Below are 15,764 nucleotides of genomic sequence, written 5' to 3' on the forward strand. Positions count from 1 at the left end.
ATGGAGAATATATCTGAGCTTTGGAGTAAGGCTTTGGCAGAGATCGAAAAGAAAATTAGTAAGCCAAGCTTTGAAACATGGTTAAAATCAACAAAGGCTCATGGCATTCAAGGTGATACCTTAACAATTACCGCTCCTAACGAATTTGCAAGAGATTGGCTGGAATCCCGTTACTTACACTTAATCGCTGATTCAATTTATCAATTAACAGGTGAAGAGTTTGCTATAAAATTTATTATTCCCCAAAATCAGACGGATGATGATTTTGTTCCAAATTCACCGATCAAACAGATAAATAAAGCCGATGAAGAACAAACAGAATTACCGCAAAACATGCTAAATCCTAAGTATACATTTGATACTTTTGTTATTGGATCAGGAAATCGATTTGCTCATGCAGCATCATTAGCAGTAGCTGAAGCACCTGCAAAAGCCTATAATCCCCTTTTTATTTACGGGGGAGTTGGACTTGGAAAAACTCACTTAATGCATGCCATTGGACATTATGTGATTGATCATAACCCATCGGCAAAAGTTGTTTATTTATCTTCTGAAAAGTTTACAAATGAATTTATCAACTCTATTAGAGATAACAAAGCAGTTGATTTTCGTAACAAATATAGAAGTGTTGATGTACTTTTAATAGATGATATTCAATTCTTGGCTGGGAAAGAACAAACTCAAGAGGAATTTTTCCATACTTTTAATACATTGCATGAAGAGAGTAAGCAAATCGTTATTTCCAGTGATCGACCGCCAAAAGAAATTCCAACATTAGAAGATCGCCTTCGTTCTCGCTTTGAATGGGGATTAATTACAGATATTACCCCTCCTGATTTGGAAACCAGGATTGCGATTCTCCGCAAAAAGGCTAAAGCTGAAGGGCTCGATATTCCTAATGAAGTTATGCTTTATATTGCAAATCAAATTGATTCAAATATTCGAGAGCTTGAAGGTGCACTGATTCGTGTAGTGGCCTATTCTTCTCTTATTAACAAAGATATAAATGCTGATTTGGCTGCTGAAGCACTAAAAGATATTATTCCAAACTCAAAACCAAAAATGATTTCAATTAGTGATATTCAGCGAATAGTTGGACAAGAATATCAGGTGAAGTTAGAAGATTTTAAGGCGAAGAAACGAACAAAATCTGTTGCTTTTCCAAGACAAATCGCTATGTATCTTTCAAGAGAACTTACCGATTCTTCTCTGCCTAAAATTGGTGAGGAATTTGGAGGACGAGATCATACAACCGTCATTCATGCTCATGAGAAAATATCAAAAATGCTTCAAAGTGATGAGCAGCTGCAAAAACAGTTAAAAGATATTACTGGACTTTTAAAAGGCTCTTAATTTTAATATTGAATAGTGTGAATAACTATTACACATATATACACAGTCTGTCCACATGTGGATAGGCTGTGTTTCCTTTCGTTTAGGTCAGTTATCCACATTTCCACAAGCCCTACTAGTACTTCTACTATATTTTTATAAAAAAATAATATAACTAGAACCTGAAAAATTGAGAAACTCTCGTAGTCAAGAAAATATTTCAAGTAGCTAGGAAACAGGAGGAAAACGATGATGAAATTCATTATTCAACGAGATAAATTAGTTCAAAGTGTTCAAGATGTAATGAAAGCTGTATCATCTAGAACAACAATTCCGATTTTAACAGGTATAAAAATTGTTGCTGATTCTGAAGGAGTCACATTAACTGGCAGTGACTCTGATATTTCTATCGAATCTTTTATTCCTGCTGAAGAAGATGACAAAGAGAATGTTGAAATTCTTCAATCAGGAAGTGTTGTTTTACAAGCCAAGTTTTTTAGTGAAATCGTTAAAAAATTGCCTATGGACATTGTAGAAATTGAAGTTGGAAATCACCATTCAACGGTAATCCGTTCAGGTAAGGCTGAATTTAGTCTAAATGGATTAGATGCAGAAGAATATCCTCATCTTCCACAAATTGAGGAAGAAAATATTTTTAAAATCCCAACCGATTTACTAAAAGCAATGGTTCGTCAAACAGTTTTTGCTGTTTCAACATCTGAGACAAGACCTATCTTAACAGGTGTAAACTGGAAGCTAGAAAACAGTGAGTTAATATGTATCGCAACAGATAGTCACCGCCTGGCATTAAGAAAATCCTTAATTAACTCAGAAAATCAAAGCTCTTACAATGTTGTCATTCCAGGAAAAAGTCTAAGTGAGTTAAGCAAAATTTTAGATGATACAAACGAACCAATTGAAATTGTCATTACTGAAAACCAAGTATTGTTTAAGGCAAAAAATCTATTATTTTTCTCAAGACTTTTAGACGGAAATTATCCTGATACTTCCCGTTTGATTCCAAATGAGAGTAAAACAAACTTAGTTCTAAATTCCAAAGATTTCTTACAAGCAATCGATCGTGCCTCCTTATTGGCTAAAGAAGCGCGAAATAATGTTGTTAAACTATCAACTCTAACAGACGGAATGATTGAGGTTTCATCTAATTCCCCTGAGATCGGAAAAGTAAGTGAAGAAATTCAAGTGGAGCAAATTGATGGTGAAGAATTAAAGATTTCATTTAGTGCAAAATATGTAATGGACGCTTTAAAGGCACTTGAAGGAAATGAAATCAGTGTTGACTTTACTGGAGCAATGAGACCTTTTGTTATTCGTACAAAAGATGACGACTCTATGTTACAGTTAATTTTACCTGTTAGAACATATTGATGATAAAAATAGCAGGCTGACGTTCGTCAGCCTTTTCTTTATTTATGAGATAATAAATTCCTGATTTAATCCAGAAAGAATACCTTATCTCTTATGGTTAGAAATAAACTTGTATGGGTATTTGTACCTACTTCGACTCCAGGAGTCTAAAGGTGGTGTCTGTTCCTGAAGGACACACAGATTTCCAATACCGAAGTTGTTGTACTTCAGGACATTTTTTTAGTAAAATATAAAGTTAGAGACTACTGAGGAAGGTGGTTCGCTATGGCAAAACCAGTTAAAATTGATACAGAGTTTATAACATTAGGTCAATTCCTAAAATTAGCAGATGTTATTCAATCTGGTGGGATGGCTAAATGGTTTTTAGCTGAATACGAAATCTTTGTGAATAATGAACCTGAAAATCGCCGTGGTAAAAAGCTAAGAGATGGTGATGTTTTATATATTCCTGATTTCGGCACATATATTGTGAAAAATTAAAGTTGGTGTACAAATTTTGTTTATAAATGAGCTGAAATTAAAAAATTATCGTAATTATGAAGAATTGACGATTCAGTTTGAAAATAAAGTGAATGTAATTTTAGGTGAAAATGCACAAGGTAAAACCAATGTGATGGAATCAATCTATGTGCTTGCTATGGCGAAGTCACACCGAACTTCAAATGATAAAGAGTTGATTGGCTGGGACAAAGAATATGCTAAAATAGAAGGTAGTATCGAAAAATATAATCGCTCAACTGCCCTTCAATTAGTTATTTCTAAAAAAGGCAAAAAAGCAAAATTAAATCATATTGAGCAAGAGAAACTCAGCCAATACGTCGGGGCAATGAATGTGATTATGTTTGCACCAGAGGATTTGAATTTAGTAAAAGGAAGCCCTCAGGTAAGGCGAAGATTTATAGATATGGAAATTGGTCAGGTTTCAGCTATCTATCTGCATGATTTGAGTCGTTATCAAAAAATTATGCAACAGCGTAATCATTATTTGAAGCTGTTACAGATGCGCAAACAAAAGGATCAAACGATGCTTGATGTTTTAACTGAACAACTGTGTGAAGCTGCTGCAAAAATTATTTATAAACGTTTGCGGTTTATTTCTGAGCTCCAAAAATGGGCTGAGCCTGTGCATTCAGGAATAAGCAGAGGCTTAGAAACGCTAAAAATCAAATATAAACCCTCTGTGGATGTATCAGAAGATTATGATTTGACGAAAATGATAGAAGCATATGAACAAAAATTTGCTAAAATAAGAGAGAAGGAAATTGAACGGGGGGCAACTTTAGCAGGCCCGCACCGGGATGACTTAACCTTTTATGTAAATGACCATGATGTGCAAACCTTTGGTTCACAGGGACAACAAAGAACCACTGCTTTATCGTTAAAACTAGCGGAGATTGACCTGATTCATAATGAGATAGGAGAATATCCAATCCTCTTGCTTGATGATGTTTTATCCGAACTAGATGATTATAGACAATCACACTTATTGAACACCATTCAAGGCAAAGTTCAAACGTTTGTAACAACAACAAGTGTCGAAGGAATTGATCATCAAACATTAAAAGAAGCTGCTACTTTCCGTGTAAGAGCAGGAGAGCTTGCTGACGATAAAAGAGGTGACTAATTTGTATATTCATCTGGGAGACAATTTTGTTGTACCATCAAAAGAGGTCGTGATGATATTGGATCGACACTCTTCACAAGATTCCGCCATTGTAGATGAATTTTTTCAAAAGCAAAAAGAAAGAATTGTTCAACTCGCTAATGGTGAAGCAAAATCTATTATTGTGACGGTTAATAAAATTTATTTCTCGCCTTTATCATCAAGTACATTAAAAAAACGAGCACAAGTTGCTTTTGATATAGATTAATTAAATGATGAAAGTCTAGCTTCTTAACAGAAAGGGCTTTAGAGTATGGCTTTGAGTGCAACGACAAGTAAGCTTTAGGAAAAGTGTAGGTGATCAATGTGACGACGGAAAATAACCAAGTCCAACAACAATCATATGATGAAAATCAGATTCAAGTTTTAGAAGGTTTAGAGGCAGTTCGTAAACGTCCAGGTATGTATATAGGATCTACGAGCAGTAAGGGTCTGCATCATTTGGTTTGGGAAATTGTTGATAATAGTATTGATGAGGCTTTAGCGGGCTTCTGTGATGAAATTAATGTCACCATTGAAGAAGATAATAGTATTACTGTTAAAGATAATGGACGTGGTATTCCTGTAGGGATACATGAAAAAATGGGACGTCCTGCAGTAGAAGTTATCATGACAGTATTGCATGCTGGAGGAAAATTTGGTGGTGGAGGATACAAAGTATCAGGTGGACTCCATGGTGTAGGGGCATCTGTTGTTAATGCTCTTTCTACAGAATTAAATGTAACAGTTCATCGTGAAGGAAAAGTTCATTTCCAAAGATTTAATAAAGGTATTCCAGCAGCTGACTTAGAGGTAATTGGTGAGACGGATGTTACAGGCACGATCACCCACTTTAAGCCAGATGCGGAAATCTTCCAAGAAACAACTGTCTATGATTTTGAAATATTAGCGAACCGTATTCGTGAATTAGCATTTTTAAATCGTGGATTGAAAATTACGATTGAAGATAAACGAGAAAACAAACGTTCAAATGAATACTACTATGAGGGCGGAATTAAGTCATATGTAGAGCATTTAAACCGTACGCGCGAGGTTATTCATGATGAGCCGGTTTATATTGAGGGAGAAAAAGATGGTATTACAACCGAAGTTGCTATTCAGTATAATGATAGCTACACAAGTAATATTTATTCTTTTGCGAATAATATTCATACCTATGAAGGTGGAACACATGAAGCAGGCTTTAAATCTGCATTAACTCGTGTAATCAATGACTACGCTCGTAAAAATAAAATATTTAAAGATAGTGATGATAACCTTTCTGGAGAAGATGTTCGAGAAGGTATTACAGCAATCATCTCTGTTAAACATCCAGATCCCCAATTCGAGGGTCAAACAAAAACGAAGTTAGGTAACTCTGAGGTTCGTACAGTAACAGATTCTGTTTTCTCTGAAGCATTTGATAAATTCATGTTAGAAAATCCTTCAGTAGCTAGAAAAATCGTTGAAAAAGGTTTAATGGCTGCAAGAGCCCGTTTAGCTGCAAAAAAAGCTCGTGAATTAACAAGAAGGAAAAGTGCATTAGAAATCTCAAGCTTACCTGGTAAGTTAGCGGACTGTTCTTCTAAGGATCCTTCTATTAGTGAGATTTATATTGTTGAGGGTGATTCTGCAGGTGGATCTGCAAAACAAGGAAGAGACAGACACTTCCAAGCGATACTGCCTTTAAGAGGTAAAATTTTAAACGTAGAAAAAGCAAGGCTTGATAAAATTCTTTCAAACAATGAAATAAGAGCGATTATAACCGCACTTGGAACAGGTATCGGTGAAGATTTTGATATTATAAAAGCCCGCTATCATAAAGTTGTTATTATGACAGATGCGGATGTAGATGGAGCACACATTCGTACTTTACTATTGACGTTCTTTTATCGTTATATGCGTCCAATTGTTGAAAAAGGCTATATTTATATTGCTCAGCCTCCACTTTATAAAATTCAACAAGGAAAACGAGTTGAATATGCCTATAACGATAAACAATTAGATTCGTACTTGGCTGAAATGCCTGATCAACCTAAACCAGGTATCCAACGCTATAAAGGTTTAGGAGAAATGAATCCTGATCAGTTATGGGAAACAACAATGGATCCAGAAACACGTACATTACTTCAAGTAACACTAGAAGATGCGATTGAAGCGGATGAAACATTTGATACGTTAATGGGCGATAAAGTAGAGCCACGTAGAAACTTCATCGAAGAAAACGCACAGTACGTTAAAAACCTTGATATTTAATCTATTTGAAAGAACACCTCATCTCGGTGAGGTGTTTTTTACATAGAATATTAGACAAAAAAAGAGATTGTGATCGTGTAAGAAATGTTAGCTGAAAACGAATATTCCATCAAATTGATGTGTAATCTTTCGCTAATATTGCTATAATGAAGAGTAGACTAATTATTTAACATAACCAATTGGGCAGGTTTTATTATATTTAAAACTATCAACTTTTCTAAAAGAAGATAGTATTTTGCCATTTTTCGATGTAATGTTTTTGGCACTCCCAATTAAATTAAGAAAAGGAATAAGGGAGGTTATTTTAATATGGCGGAAAATCAAGGATCACATGTTATTGAGAGAAATATTAGTAATGAAATGCGAGAATCTTTTTTAGGCTATGCGATGAGTGTAATTGTGTCTCGTGCATTACCGGACGTTCGTGATGGACTGAAACCTGTTCATCGACGCATTCTCTATGCAATGAATGACTTAGGAATGACATCTGATAAACCATTTAAAAAATCAGCACGTATCGTTGGAGAGGTTATTGGTAAATACCATCCACATGGTGACTCGGCTGTTTATGAAACAATGGTTCGTATGGCGCAGAATTTTAACTATAGATATATGCTAGTAGATGGACACGGAAACTTTGGGTCAGTCGATGGAGACTCAGCAGCTGCAATGCGTTACACCGAAGCTCGTATGTCTAAAATATCAATGGAGCTAATCCGTGATATAAACAAAGATACAATTGATTATCAAGATAACTATGATGGCTCCGAAAGAGAACCAGTAGTCCTTCCAGCAAGATTCCCTAATTTACTTGTGAACGGTGCTACTGGAATTGCGGTAGGAATGGCAACAAATATCCCTCCACATCAATTAGGTGAAGTAATTGATGGCGTCCTAGCGATTAGTAAGGATCCAGAGATAACAATTCCTGAGCTTATGGAAATTATTCCTGGACCTGACTTCCCAACAGCTGGACAAATTATCGGAAGAAGCGGGATTCGAAAAGCTTATGAAACTGGCCGTGGATCAATTACTCTCAGAGCGAAGGTTGAGATTGAAGAAAAGGCTTCAGGTAAGCAAGTAATTATTGTTAAGGAAATTCCTTATCAAGTAAATAAAGCAAAGCTAGTTGAAAAAATCGCAGAGCTTGTTCGAGATAAAAAGATTGACGGAATCACAGACTTACGTGATGAATCTGACCGTACTGGAATGCGTGTTGTTATTGAGGTTCGTAAAGATGCGAATGCGAACGTATTACTTAATAACCTTTATAAGCAAACAGCGCTTCAAACAAGCTTTGGTATTAATATGCTATCTCTAGTAGATGGACATCCTAAAGTATTAAATATTAAGCAAATGCTTCATTACTATCTTGAGCATCAAAAAGTAGTGATTAAACGTCGTACTGCTTTTGAATTAAGAAAAGCAGAGGCACGTGCTCACATTTTAGAAGGTTTACGAATTGCCCTTGATCATTTGGATGCTGTGATTGCCTTAATTCGTAGCTCGCAAACAACTGAAATTGCCCGTAACGGATTAATGGAGCAATTTTCTTTAAGTGAGAAGCAAGCACAAGCAATTCTTGATATGAGACTTCAAAGATTAACAGGTTTAGAAAGAGAAAAAATTGAAGAAGAATATCAATCACTAGTGAAGCTAATTGCAGAACTAAAAGCAATTCTTGCGGATGAAGAGAAAGTACTTGAAATCATTCGTGAAGAGCTAACTGAAATTAAAGAGCGATTCAACGATGAACGCCGTACCGAAATTGTAGCAGGTGGAATTGAAAGCATTGAAGATGAGGATTTAATACCTGTAGAAAACATAGTTATTACATTAACTCATAATGGATACATTAAACGACTTCCTGTTTCAACATATCGTACACAAAAACGTGGTGGACGTGGTATACAAGGTATGGGAACAAATGATGATGACTTTGTTGAACAACTACTAACAACATCAACCCATGATACGATTCTTTTCTTTACAAACAAAGGTAAAGTATATCGAGCAAAGGGTTATGAAATACCTGAGTTTAGTAGAACAGCTAAAGGATTGCCGATCATAAATCTTCTAAGTGTAGAAAAAGGTGAGTGGGTTAATGCAATCATCCCGGTTTCAGAATTTGTAGATGATTGGTACTTATTCTTTACTACAAAGGATGGAATTTCAAAACGTTCTCCTTTATCTCAATTTGCCAACATCCGAAACAATGGTTTAATTGCAGTAGGTCTTCGTGAAGAAGATGAGCTTATTTCTGTAAAATTAACTGATGGTTCAAAGGATATCATCATCGGTACGAAGAACGGTATGCTTATCCGATTCCCAGAATCAGATGTTCGCTCAATGGGTAGAACAGCTTCAGGAGTAAAGGGAATCTCACTTGATGAAAGTGATGAAGTTGTAGGTATGGAAATTCTTGAAGATGATGTGGATGTACTAATTGTAACAAGCAATGGTTACGGTAAACGTACTCCTTCTGAGGAATATCGCATACAAAGTCGTGGTGGTAAAGGATTAAAAACTTGTAATATTACAGAGAAAAATGGTCCAGTTGTCTCTGTAAAAGCAGCTACTGGTCTAGAGGATATAATGTTGATTACAGCTAGCGGAGTTGTGATCCGTATGGATGTTGATACAATTTCGAAAATGGGCCGTAACACTCAAGGTGTAAAATTAATCAGACTTGATGAAAACGTATCTGTCTCTACTGTAGCATTAGTACAAAAAGAAGAAGAATCTCAAGATGACATGAATGAAGAACTGGAAGAAACAGAACAGCAGTTGGAAAATGACTCATCTGAAGAATAATATAAAGGCATAGAAGGCTGAATACACATTCTTTGAGTGTGGAATTCAGTCTTTTTTTACATTCTTAAACATTATCATTGTTTTTTGTTTATAATGTCATAAGGGGGGGATACCTTTGAAGATTCATATTAGTCAATTAGAAGAAGGTTGTATCTTATCAAAGCCGATTTTATCAGCAACAAATCAACCTTTAGCATATAAAAACACAATTATTACAAAGCACATTAAGGAAGCTCTTATAGCATTCCTGGTAAAAGAAGTTGAAGTGGAAAACATTCTTGATAACGGCCGGGAATTCAAATTAGCTGGATATAGTAATGAGCAAGATGAAACAGAAGATACAGTGGTTGAAGATAGCACATTAATCAAATCGTTTTATCATCAATACCTGGAAGCTGTACAAGCTTATAAGCAGCTTTTTATTAGTTGGCAATCCGGTGTTCAAATTGATATCAACAAAGTAAGACAAGCGATTTTACCCCTAGTATCTGAAATTGAAGGTAATGATGAGGGAGTCTTTAAACTCTATCATTATTGTAAGCAGGAAGATTATATGTACCACCACAGTGTGTCTGTGGCGTTAGTAAGTGCCTTTTTAGCTCAAAAATTAGGGTATCAAAAGGGAGAAATAAATCAAATTGCTTTAACAGGATTGTTATGTGATTGCGGTATGTCAAAAGTAAACCCAGCGATCCTAACTAAAAAGGTAACATTAACTGAAATTGAATATAAAGATATTAAGCAACATCCGGTTCATAGCTATAATTTATTAAAAAATATTATGTCTATTAAAGATGGAGTAAAGCTAGGGGTACTCCAGCATCATGAACGAATAGATGGAAGCGGGTATCCCTTAAGCGTGAAAGCTGAAAAGCTTCATCCTTATAGCAAAATAGTAGCTTTAGCCGATATTTACCAAGCTATGGTTGCAGTAAGACCATATCGTAGTAAGCAGTCACCCTTTAAAGTGTTAGAACAAATTATGGAGGACGAATTCGGCAAATTTGATCTTACAATCATTAATGAATTGAAAAAAGGAATAACAAGGTTTTCTACAGGTACAAAGGTAAAGTTGTCAGATGGATTGGATGCAGAAATTATCTTTATGGATGATAATAACCCAACTAGACCTATGGTGAAATACTTGTATTCTCAAGAGATCATTTCGTTAAAAGATAGAAGAGAATTATTTATTGAAGAAATTATATAAAAACTACTCTGTTTTGTGTTGACTTAAGATATAGATGCTGATATAATTTTTTGAGTCAGCCAAACAGAGTGTTTCATATAAAACTTTGTTAAAAAAAGTAGTTGACTTAACTAACTGTTAAATGTTATATTAATGAGGTCGCTTTTGAGTGACATCACAAGTTCTTTGAAAACTAAACAAAACCAAGCGTGCCAACGTTAATTTTTATTAACAAAAACAATGTACTATATAGTACAAACTTTATGAGCTATATCAACTCTTTATTGGAGAGTTTGATCCTGGCTCAGGACGAACGCTGGCGGCGTGCCTAATACATGCAAGTCGAGCGAACCAATGGGAGCTTGCTCCCTGAGGTTAGCGGCGGACGGGTGAGTAACACGTGGGTAACCTGCCTGTAAGATTGGGATAACTCCGGGAAACCGGAGCTAATACCGGATAACATTTTGAACCGCATGGTTCAAAATTGAAAGACGGCTTTTAGCTGTCACTTACAGATGGACCCGCGGCGCATTAGCTAGTTGGTGAGGTAACGGCTCACCAAGGCGACGATGCGTAGCCGACCTGAGAGGGTGATCGGCCACACTGGGACTGAGACACGGCCCAGACTCCTACGGGAGGCAGCAGTAGGGAATCTTCCGCAATGGACGAAAGTCTGACGGAGCAACGCCGCGTGAACGATGAAGGCCTTCGGGTCGTAAAGTTCTGTTGTTAGGGAAGAACAAGTACCAGAGTAACTGCTGGTACCTTGACGGTACCTAACCAGAAAGCCACGGCTAACTACGTGCCAGCAGCCGCGGTAATACGTAGGTGGCAAGCGTTGTCCGGAATTATTGGGCGTAAAGCGCGCGCAGGCGGTTTCTTAAGTCTGATGTGAAAGCCCACGGCTCAACCGTGGAGGGTCATTGGAAACTGGGGAACTTGAGTGCAGAAGAGGAGAGTGGAATTCCACGTGTAGCGGTGAAATGCGTAGAGATGTGGAGGAACACCAGTGGCGAAGGCGACTCTCTGGTCTGTAACTGACGCTGAGGCGCGAAAGCGTGGGGAGCGAACAGGATTAGATACCCTGGTAGTCCACGCCGTAAACGATGAGTGCTAAGTGTTAGAGGGTTTCCGCCCTTTAGTGCTGCAGCAAACGCATTAAGCACTCCGCCTGGGGAGTACGGTCGCAAGACTGAAACTCAAAGGAATTGACGGGGGCCCGCACAAGCGGTGGAGCATGTGGTTTAATTCGAAGCAACGCGAAGAACCTTACCAGGTCTTGACATCCTTCGCTACTTCTAGAGATAGAAGGTTCCCCTTCGGGGGACGAAGTGACAGGTGGTGCATGGTTGTCGTCAGCTCGTGTCGTGAGATGTTGGGTTAAGTCCCGCAACGAGCGCAACCCTTGATCTTAGTTGCCAGCATTCAGTTGGGCACTCTAAGGTGACTGCCGGTGACAAACCGGAGGAAGGTGGGGATGACGTCAAATCATCATGCCCCTTATGACCTGGGCTACACACGTGCTACAATGGATGGTACAAAGGGCTGCAAGACCGCGAGGTCAAGCCAATCCCATAAAACCATTCTCAGTTCGGATTGCAGGCTGCAACTCGCCTGCATGAAGCCGGAATCGCTAGTAATCGCGGATCAGCATGCCGCGGTGAATACGTTCCCGGGCCTTGTACACACCGCCCGTCACACCACGAGAGTTTGTAACACCCGAAGTCGGTGGGGTAACCGTAAGGAGCCAGCCGCCTAAGGTGGGACAGATGATTGGGGTGAAGTCGTAACAAGGTAGCCGTATCGGAAGGTGCGGCTGGATCACCTCCTTTCTAAGGAAAATGAGGCACGCTTGGTATTTTGTTTAGTTTTGAGAGAACTTTGTTCTCTTTCAATATAGAGATGGGCCTATAGCTCAGCTGGTTAGAGCGCACGCCTGATAAGCGTGAGGTCGATGGTTCGAGTCCATTTAGGCCCACCATCTCAAAATATGATATATGGGGCCTTAGCTCAGCTGGGAGAGCGCCTGCTTTGCACGCAGGAGGTCAGCGGTTCGATCCCGCTAGGCTCCACCAAATATGTTCCTTGAAAACTAGATAACGAAAACAATTCAAGTAATTCACTGAGTTTAAACGCTTAGTTTAGTGATTCTCTTAATAATTGATTTAAACGACATCTTCGATGTCAAAGGTTAAGTTGTTAAGGGCGCACGGTGGATGCCTTGGCACTAGGAGCCGATGAAGGACGGTACTAACACCGATATGCTTCGGGGAGCTGTAAGTAAGCTTTGATCCGGAGATTTCCGAATGGGGAAACCCACTGCTCGTAATGGAGTAGTATCTTCACCTGAATTCATAGGGTGATGATGGCAGACCCGGGGAACTGAAACATCTAAGTACCCGGAGGAAGAGAAAGCAAACGCGATTTCCCAAGTAGCGGCGAGCGAAACGGAAGAAGCCCAAACCAAGAGGCTTGCCTCTTGGGGTTGTAGGACACTCTATACGGAGTTACAAAGGAACGGAGTAAATGAAGAGGTCTGGAAAGGCCCGTCAAAGAAGGTAACAACCCTGTAGTTGAAACTTCGTTCCCTCCAGAGTGGATCCTGAGTACGGCGGGACACGTGAAATCCCGTCGGAAGCAGGGAGGACCATCTCCCAAGGCTAAATACTCCCTAGTGACCGATAGTGAACCAGTACCGTGAGGGAAAGGTGAAAAGCACCCCGGAAGGGGAGTGAAAGAGATCCTGAAACCGTGTGCCTACAAGTAGTCAAAGCCCGTTAATGGGTAATGGCGTGCCTTTTGTAGAATGAACCGGCGAGTTACGATCCCGTGCAAGGTTAAGTTGATAAGACGGAGCCGCAGCGAAAGCGAGTCTGAATAGGGCGTGCATAGTACGTGGTCGTAGACCCGAAACCAGGTGATCTACCCATGTCCAGGGTGAAGTTCAGGTAACACTGAATGGAGGCCCGAACCCACGCACGTTGAAAAGTGCGGGGATGAGGTGTGGGTAGCGGAGAAATTCCAATCGAACTTGGAGATAGCTGGTTCTCTCCGAAATAGCTTTAGGGCTAGCCTTGAAATGAGAGTCTTGGAGGTAGAGCACTGATTGGACTAGGGGCCCCCATCGGGTTACCGAATTCAGTCAAACTCCGAATGCCAAAGACTTATGTTCAGGAGTCAGACTGCGAGTGATAAGATCCGTAGTCAAGAGGGAAACAGCCCAGACCACCAGCTAAGGTCCCAAAGTATACGTTAAGTGGAAAAGGATGTGGAGTTGCTTAGACAACCAGGATGTTGGCTTAGAAGCAGCCACCATTTAAAGAGTGCGTAATAGCTCACTGGTCGAGTGACTCTGCGCCGAAAATGTACCGGGGCTAAACGTATCACCGAAGCTGTGGACTGTTCTTACGAACAGTGGTAGGAGAGCGTTCTAAGGGCTGTGAAGCCAGACCGTAAGGACTGGTGGAGCGCTTAGAAGTGAGAATGCCGGTATGAGTAGCGAAAGAGGGGTGAGAATCCCCTCCACCGAATGCCTAAGGTTTCCTGAGGAAGGCTCGTCCGCTCAGGGTAAGTCGGGACCTAAGCCGAGGCCGAAAGGCGTAGGCGATGGACAACAGGTTGAAATTCCTGTACCACCTCCTCACCGTTTGAGCAATGGGGGGACGCAGAAGGATAGGGTAAGCGCGCTGTTGGATATGCGCGTCCAAGCAGTTAGGCTGACAATGAGGCAAATCCCGTTGTCGTGAAGGCTGAGCTGTGATGGCGAGGGAATTATAGTACCGAAGTTCCTGATTCCACACTGCCAAGAAAAGCCTCTAGCGAGGTGAGAGGTGCCCGTACCGCAAACCGACACAGGTAGGCGAGGAGAGAATCCTAAGGTGAGCGAGAGAACTCTCGTTAAGGAACTCGGCAAAATGACCCCGTAACTTCGGGAGAAGGGGTGCTTTTTAGGGTGAATAGCCCGGAAAAGCCGCAGTGAATAGGCCCAGGCGACTGTTTAGCAAAAACACAGGTCTCTGCGAAGCCGCAAGGCGAAGTATAGGGGCTGACGCCTGCCCGGTGCTGGAAGGTTAAGGGGAGAGGTTAGCGCAAGCGAAGCTTTGAACCGAAGCCCCAGTAAACGGCGGCCGTAACTATAACGGTCCTAAGGTAGCGAAATTCCTTGTCGGGTAAGTTCCGACCCGCACGAAAGGCGTAACGATCTGGGCACTGTCTCAACGAGAGACTCGGTGAAATTATAGTACCTGTGAAGATGCAGGTTACCCGCGACAGGACGGAAAGACCCCGTGGAGCTTTACTGTAGCCTGATATTGAATTTTGGTACAGCTTGTACAGGATAGGTAGGAGCCTGAGAAGCCGGAGCGCTAGCTTCGGTGGAGGCGTCGGTGGGATACTACCCTGGCTGTATTGAAATTCTAACCCACAGCCCTGATCGGGCTGGGAGACAGTGTCAGGTGGGCAGTTTGACTGGGGCGGTCGCCTCCTAAAATGTAACGGAGGCGCCCAAAGGTTCCCTCAGAATGGTTGGAAATCATTCGTAGAGTGTAAAGGCACAAGGGAGCTTGACTGCGAGACCTACAAGTCGAGCAGGGACGAAAGTCGGGCTTAGTGATCCGGTGGTTCCGCATGGAAGGGCCATCGCTCAACGGATAAAAGCTACCCCGGGGATAACAGGCTTATCTCCCCCAAGAGTCCACATCGACGGGGAGGTTTGGCACCTCGATGTCGGCTCATCGCATCCTGGGGCTGTAGTCGGTCCCAAGGGTTGGGCTGTTCGCCCATTAAAGCGGTACGCGAGCTGGGTTCAGAACGTCGTGAGACAGTTCGGTCCCTATCCGTCGTGGGCGTAGGAAATTTGAGAGGAGCTGTCCTTAGTACGAGAGGACCGGGATGGACGCACCGCTGGTGTACCAGTTGTCTTGCCAAAGGCATAGCTGGGTAGCTATGTGCGGAAGGGATAAGTGCTGAAAGCATCTAAGCATGAAGCCCCCCTCAAGATGAGATTTCCCATCACATTAGTGAGTAAGATCCCTGAAAGATGATCAGGTTGATAGGTCAGAGGTGGAAGCGCGGTGACGTGTGGAGCTGACTGATACTAATCGATCGAGGACTTAACCTAATAAAAGCGTAAGCTTAGTGAAG

At 40.6% G+C, this 15,764-nt stretch carries 8 protein-coding genes, 2 tRNA genes and 2 rRNA genes; all 12 read left to right on the forward strand.

The annotated features are described in order from the left end of the window. Positions 1-1,353 (forward strand): chromosomal replication initiator protein DnaA, encoded by a 1,353-nt coding sequence (dnaA, locus tag LPC09_RS00005; RefSeq protein ID WP_098797624.1) that lies wholly within the window; start codon positions 1-3, stop codon positions 1,351-1,353. 231 nt (positions 1,354-1,584) lie between these two features. Continuing rightward, on the forward strand, positions 1,585-2,721 hold the full coding sequence (gene dnaN, locus LPC09_RS00010; protein ID WP_098797632.1) for a DNA polymerase III subunit beta: 1,137 nt from the start codon (positions 1,585-1,587) through the stop codon (positions 2,719-2,721). A gap of 264 nt (positions 2,722-2,985) precedes the next feature. Then, positions 2,986-3,201 (forward strand): S4 domain-containing protein YaaA, encoded by a 216-nt coding sequence (yaaA, locus tag LPC09_RS00015; RefSeq protein ID WP_098797625.1) that lies wholly within the window; start codon positions 2,986-2,988, stop codon positions 3,199-3,201. A 16-nt stretch (positions 3,202-3,217) separates the two neighbouring features. Continuing rightward, positions 3,218-4,345 (forward strand): DNA replication/repair protein RecF, encoded by a 1,128-nt coding sequence (gene recF, locus LPC09_RS00020; protein WP_231308762.1) that lies wholly within the window; start codon positions 3,218-3,220, stop codon positions 4,343-4,345. A gap of 1 nt (position 4,346) precedes the next feature. Further along, the gene (gene remB / locus LPC09_RS00025; protein WP_098797627.1) at positions 4,347-4,592 is read left to right on the forward strand and encodes an extracellular matrix regulator RemB; all 246 of its coding nucleotides are present in this window, start codon (positions 4,347-4,349) and stop codon (positions 4,590-4,592) included. A 98-nt stretch (positions 4,593-4,690) separates the two neighbouring features. After that, positions 4,691-6,619 (forward strand): DNA topoisomerase (ATP-hydrolyzing) subunit B, encoded by a 1,929-nt coding sequence (gyrB, locus tag LPC09_RS00030; RefSeq protein ID WP_231308763.1) that lies wholly within the window; start codon positions 4,691-4,693, stop codon positions 6,617-6,619. A 309-nt stretch (positions 6,620-6,928) separates the two neighbouring features. After that, positions 6,929-9,433: a DNA gyrase subunit A gene (gene gyrA / locus LPC09_RS00035; RefSeq protein WP_231308764.1), complete on the forward strand. Its 2,505-nt coding sequence runs from the start codon at positions 6,929-6,931 to the stop codon at positions 9,431-9,433. Between the two features lie 115 nt (positions 9,434-9,548). Continuing rightward, positions 9,549-10,643, forward strand: a complete 1,095-nt coding sequence (locus LPC09_RS00040) for an HD-GYP domain-containing protein (RefSeq protein ID WP_212135195.1) — start codon at positions 9,549-9,551, stop codon at positions 10,641-10,643. Positions 10,644-10,903: 260 nt separating this feature from the next. Continuing rightward, positions 10,904-12,454, forward strand: a 16S ribosomal RNA gene (locus LPC09_RS00045). A gap of 72 nt (positions 12,455-12,526) precedes the next feature. Beyond that, a tRNA-Ile gene (locus LPC09_RS00050) sits at positions 12,527-12,603 on the forward strand. A gap of 18 nt (positions 12,604-12,621) precedes the next feature. After that, positions 12,622-12,697, forward strand: a tRNA-Ala gene (locus tag LPC09_RS00055). A 114-nt stretch (positions 12,698-12,811) separates the two neighbouring features. Further along, positions 12,812-15,741, forward strand: a 23S ribosomal RNA gene (locus LPC09_RS00060). Together the 16S and 23S rRNA genes with 2 tRNA genes alongside form the textbook arrangement of a ribosomal RNA operon. Positions 15,742-15,764: the final 23 nt, after the last annotated feature.

It is taken from the genome of Metabacillus sp. B2-18 (assembly GCF_021117275.1).
GTDB lineage: Bacteria > Bacillota > Bacilli > Bacillales > Bacillaceae > Metabacillus.

Excerpts from the sequence above, each read along its gene's own strand:
- dnaA (WP_098797624.1), top strand. The coding sequence starts at position 1 with ATGGAGAATATATCTGAGCTTTGGAGTAAGGCTTTGGCAGAGATCGAA.
- dnaN (WP_098797632.1), top strand. The coding sequence starts at position 1,585 with ATGAAATTCATTATTCAACGAGATAAATTAGTTCAAAGTGTTCAAGAT.
- yaaA (WP_098797625.1), top strand. The coding sequence starts at position 2,986 with ATGGCAAAACCAGTTAAAATTGATACAGAGTTTATAACATTAGGTCAA.
- gyrA (WP_231308764.1), top strand. The coding sequence starts at position 6,929 with ATGGCGGAAAATCAAGGATCACATGTTATTGAGAGAAATATTAGTAAT.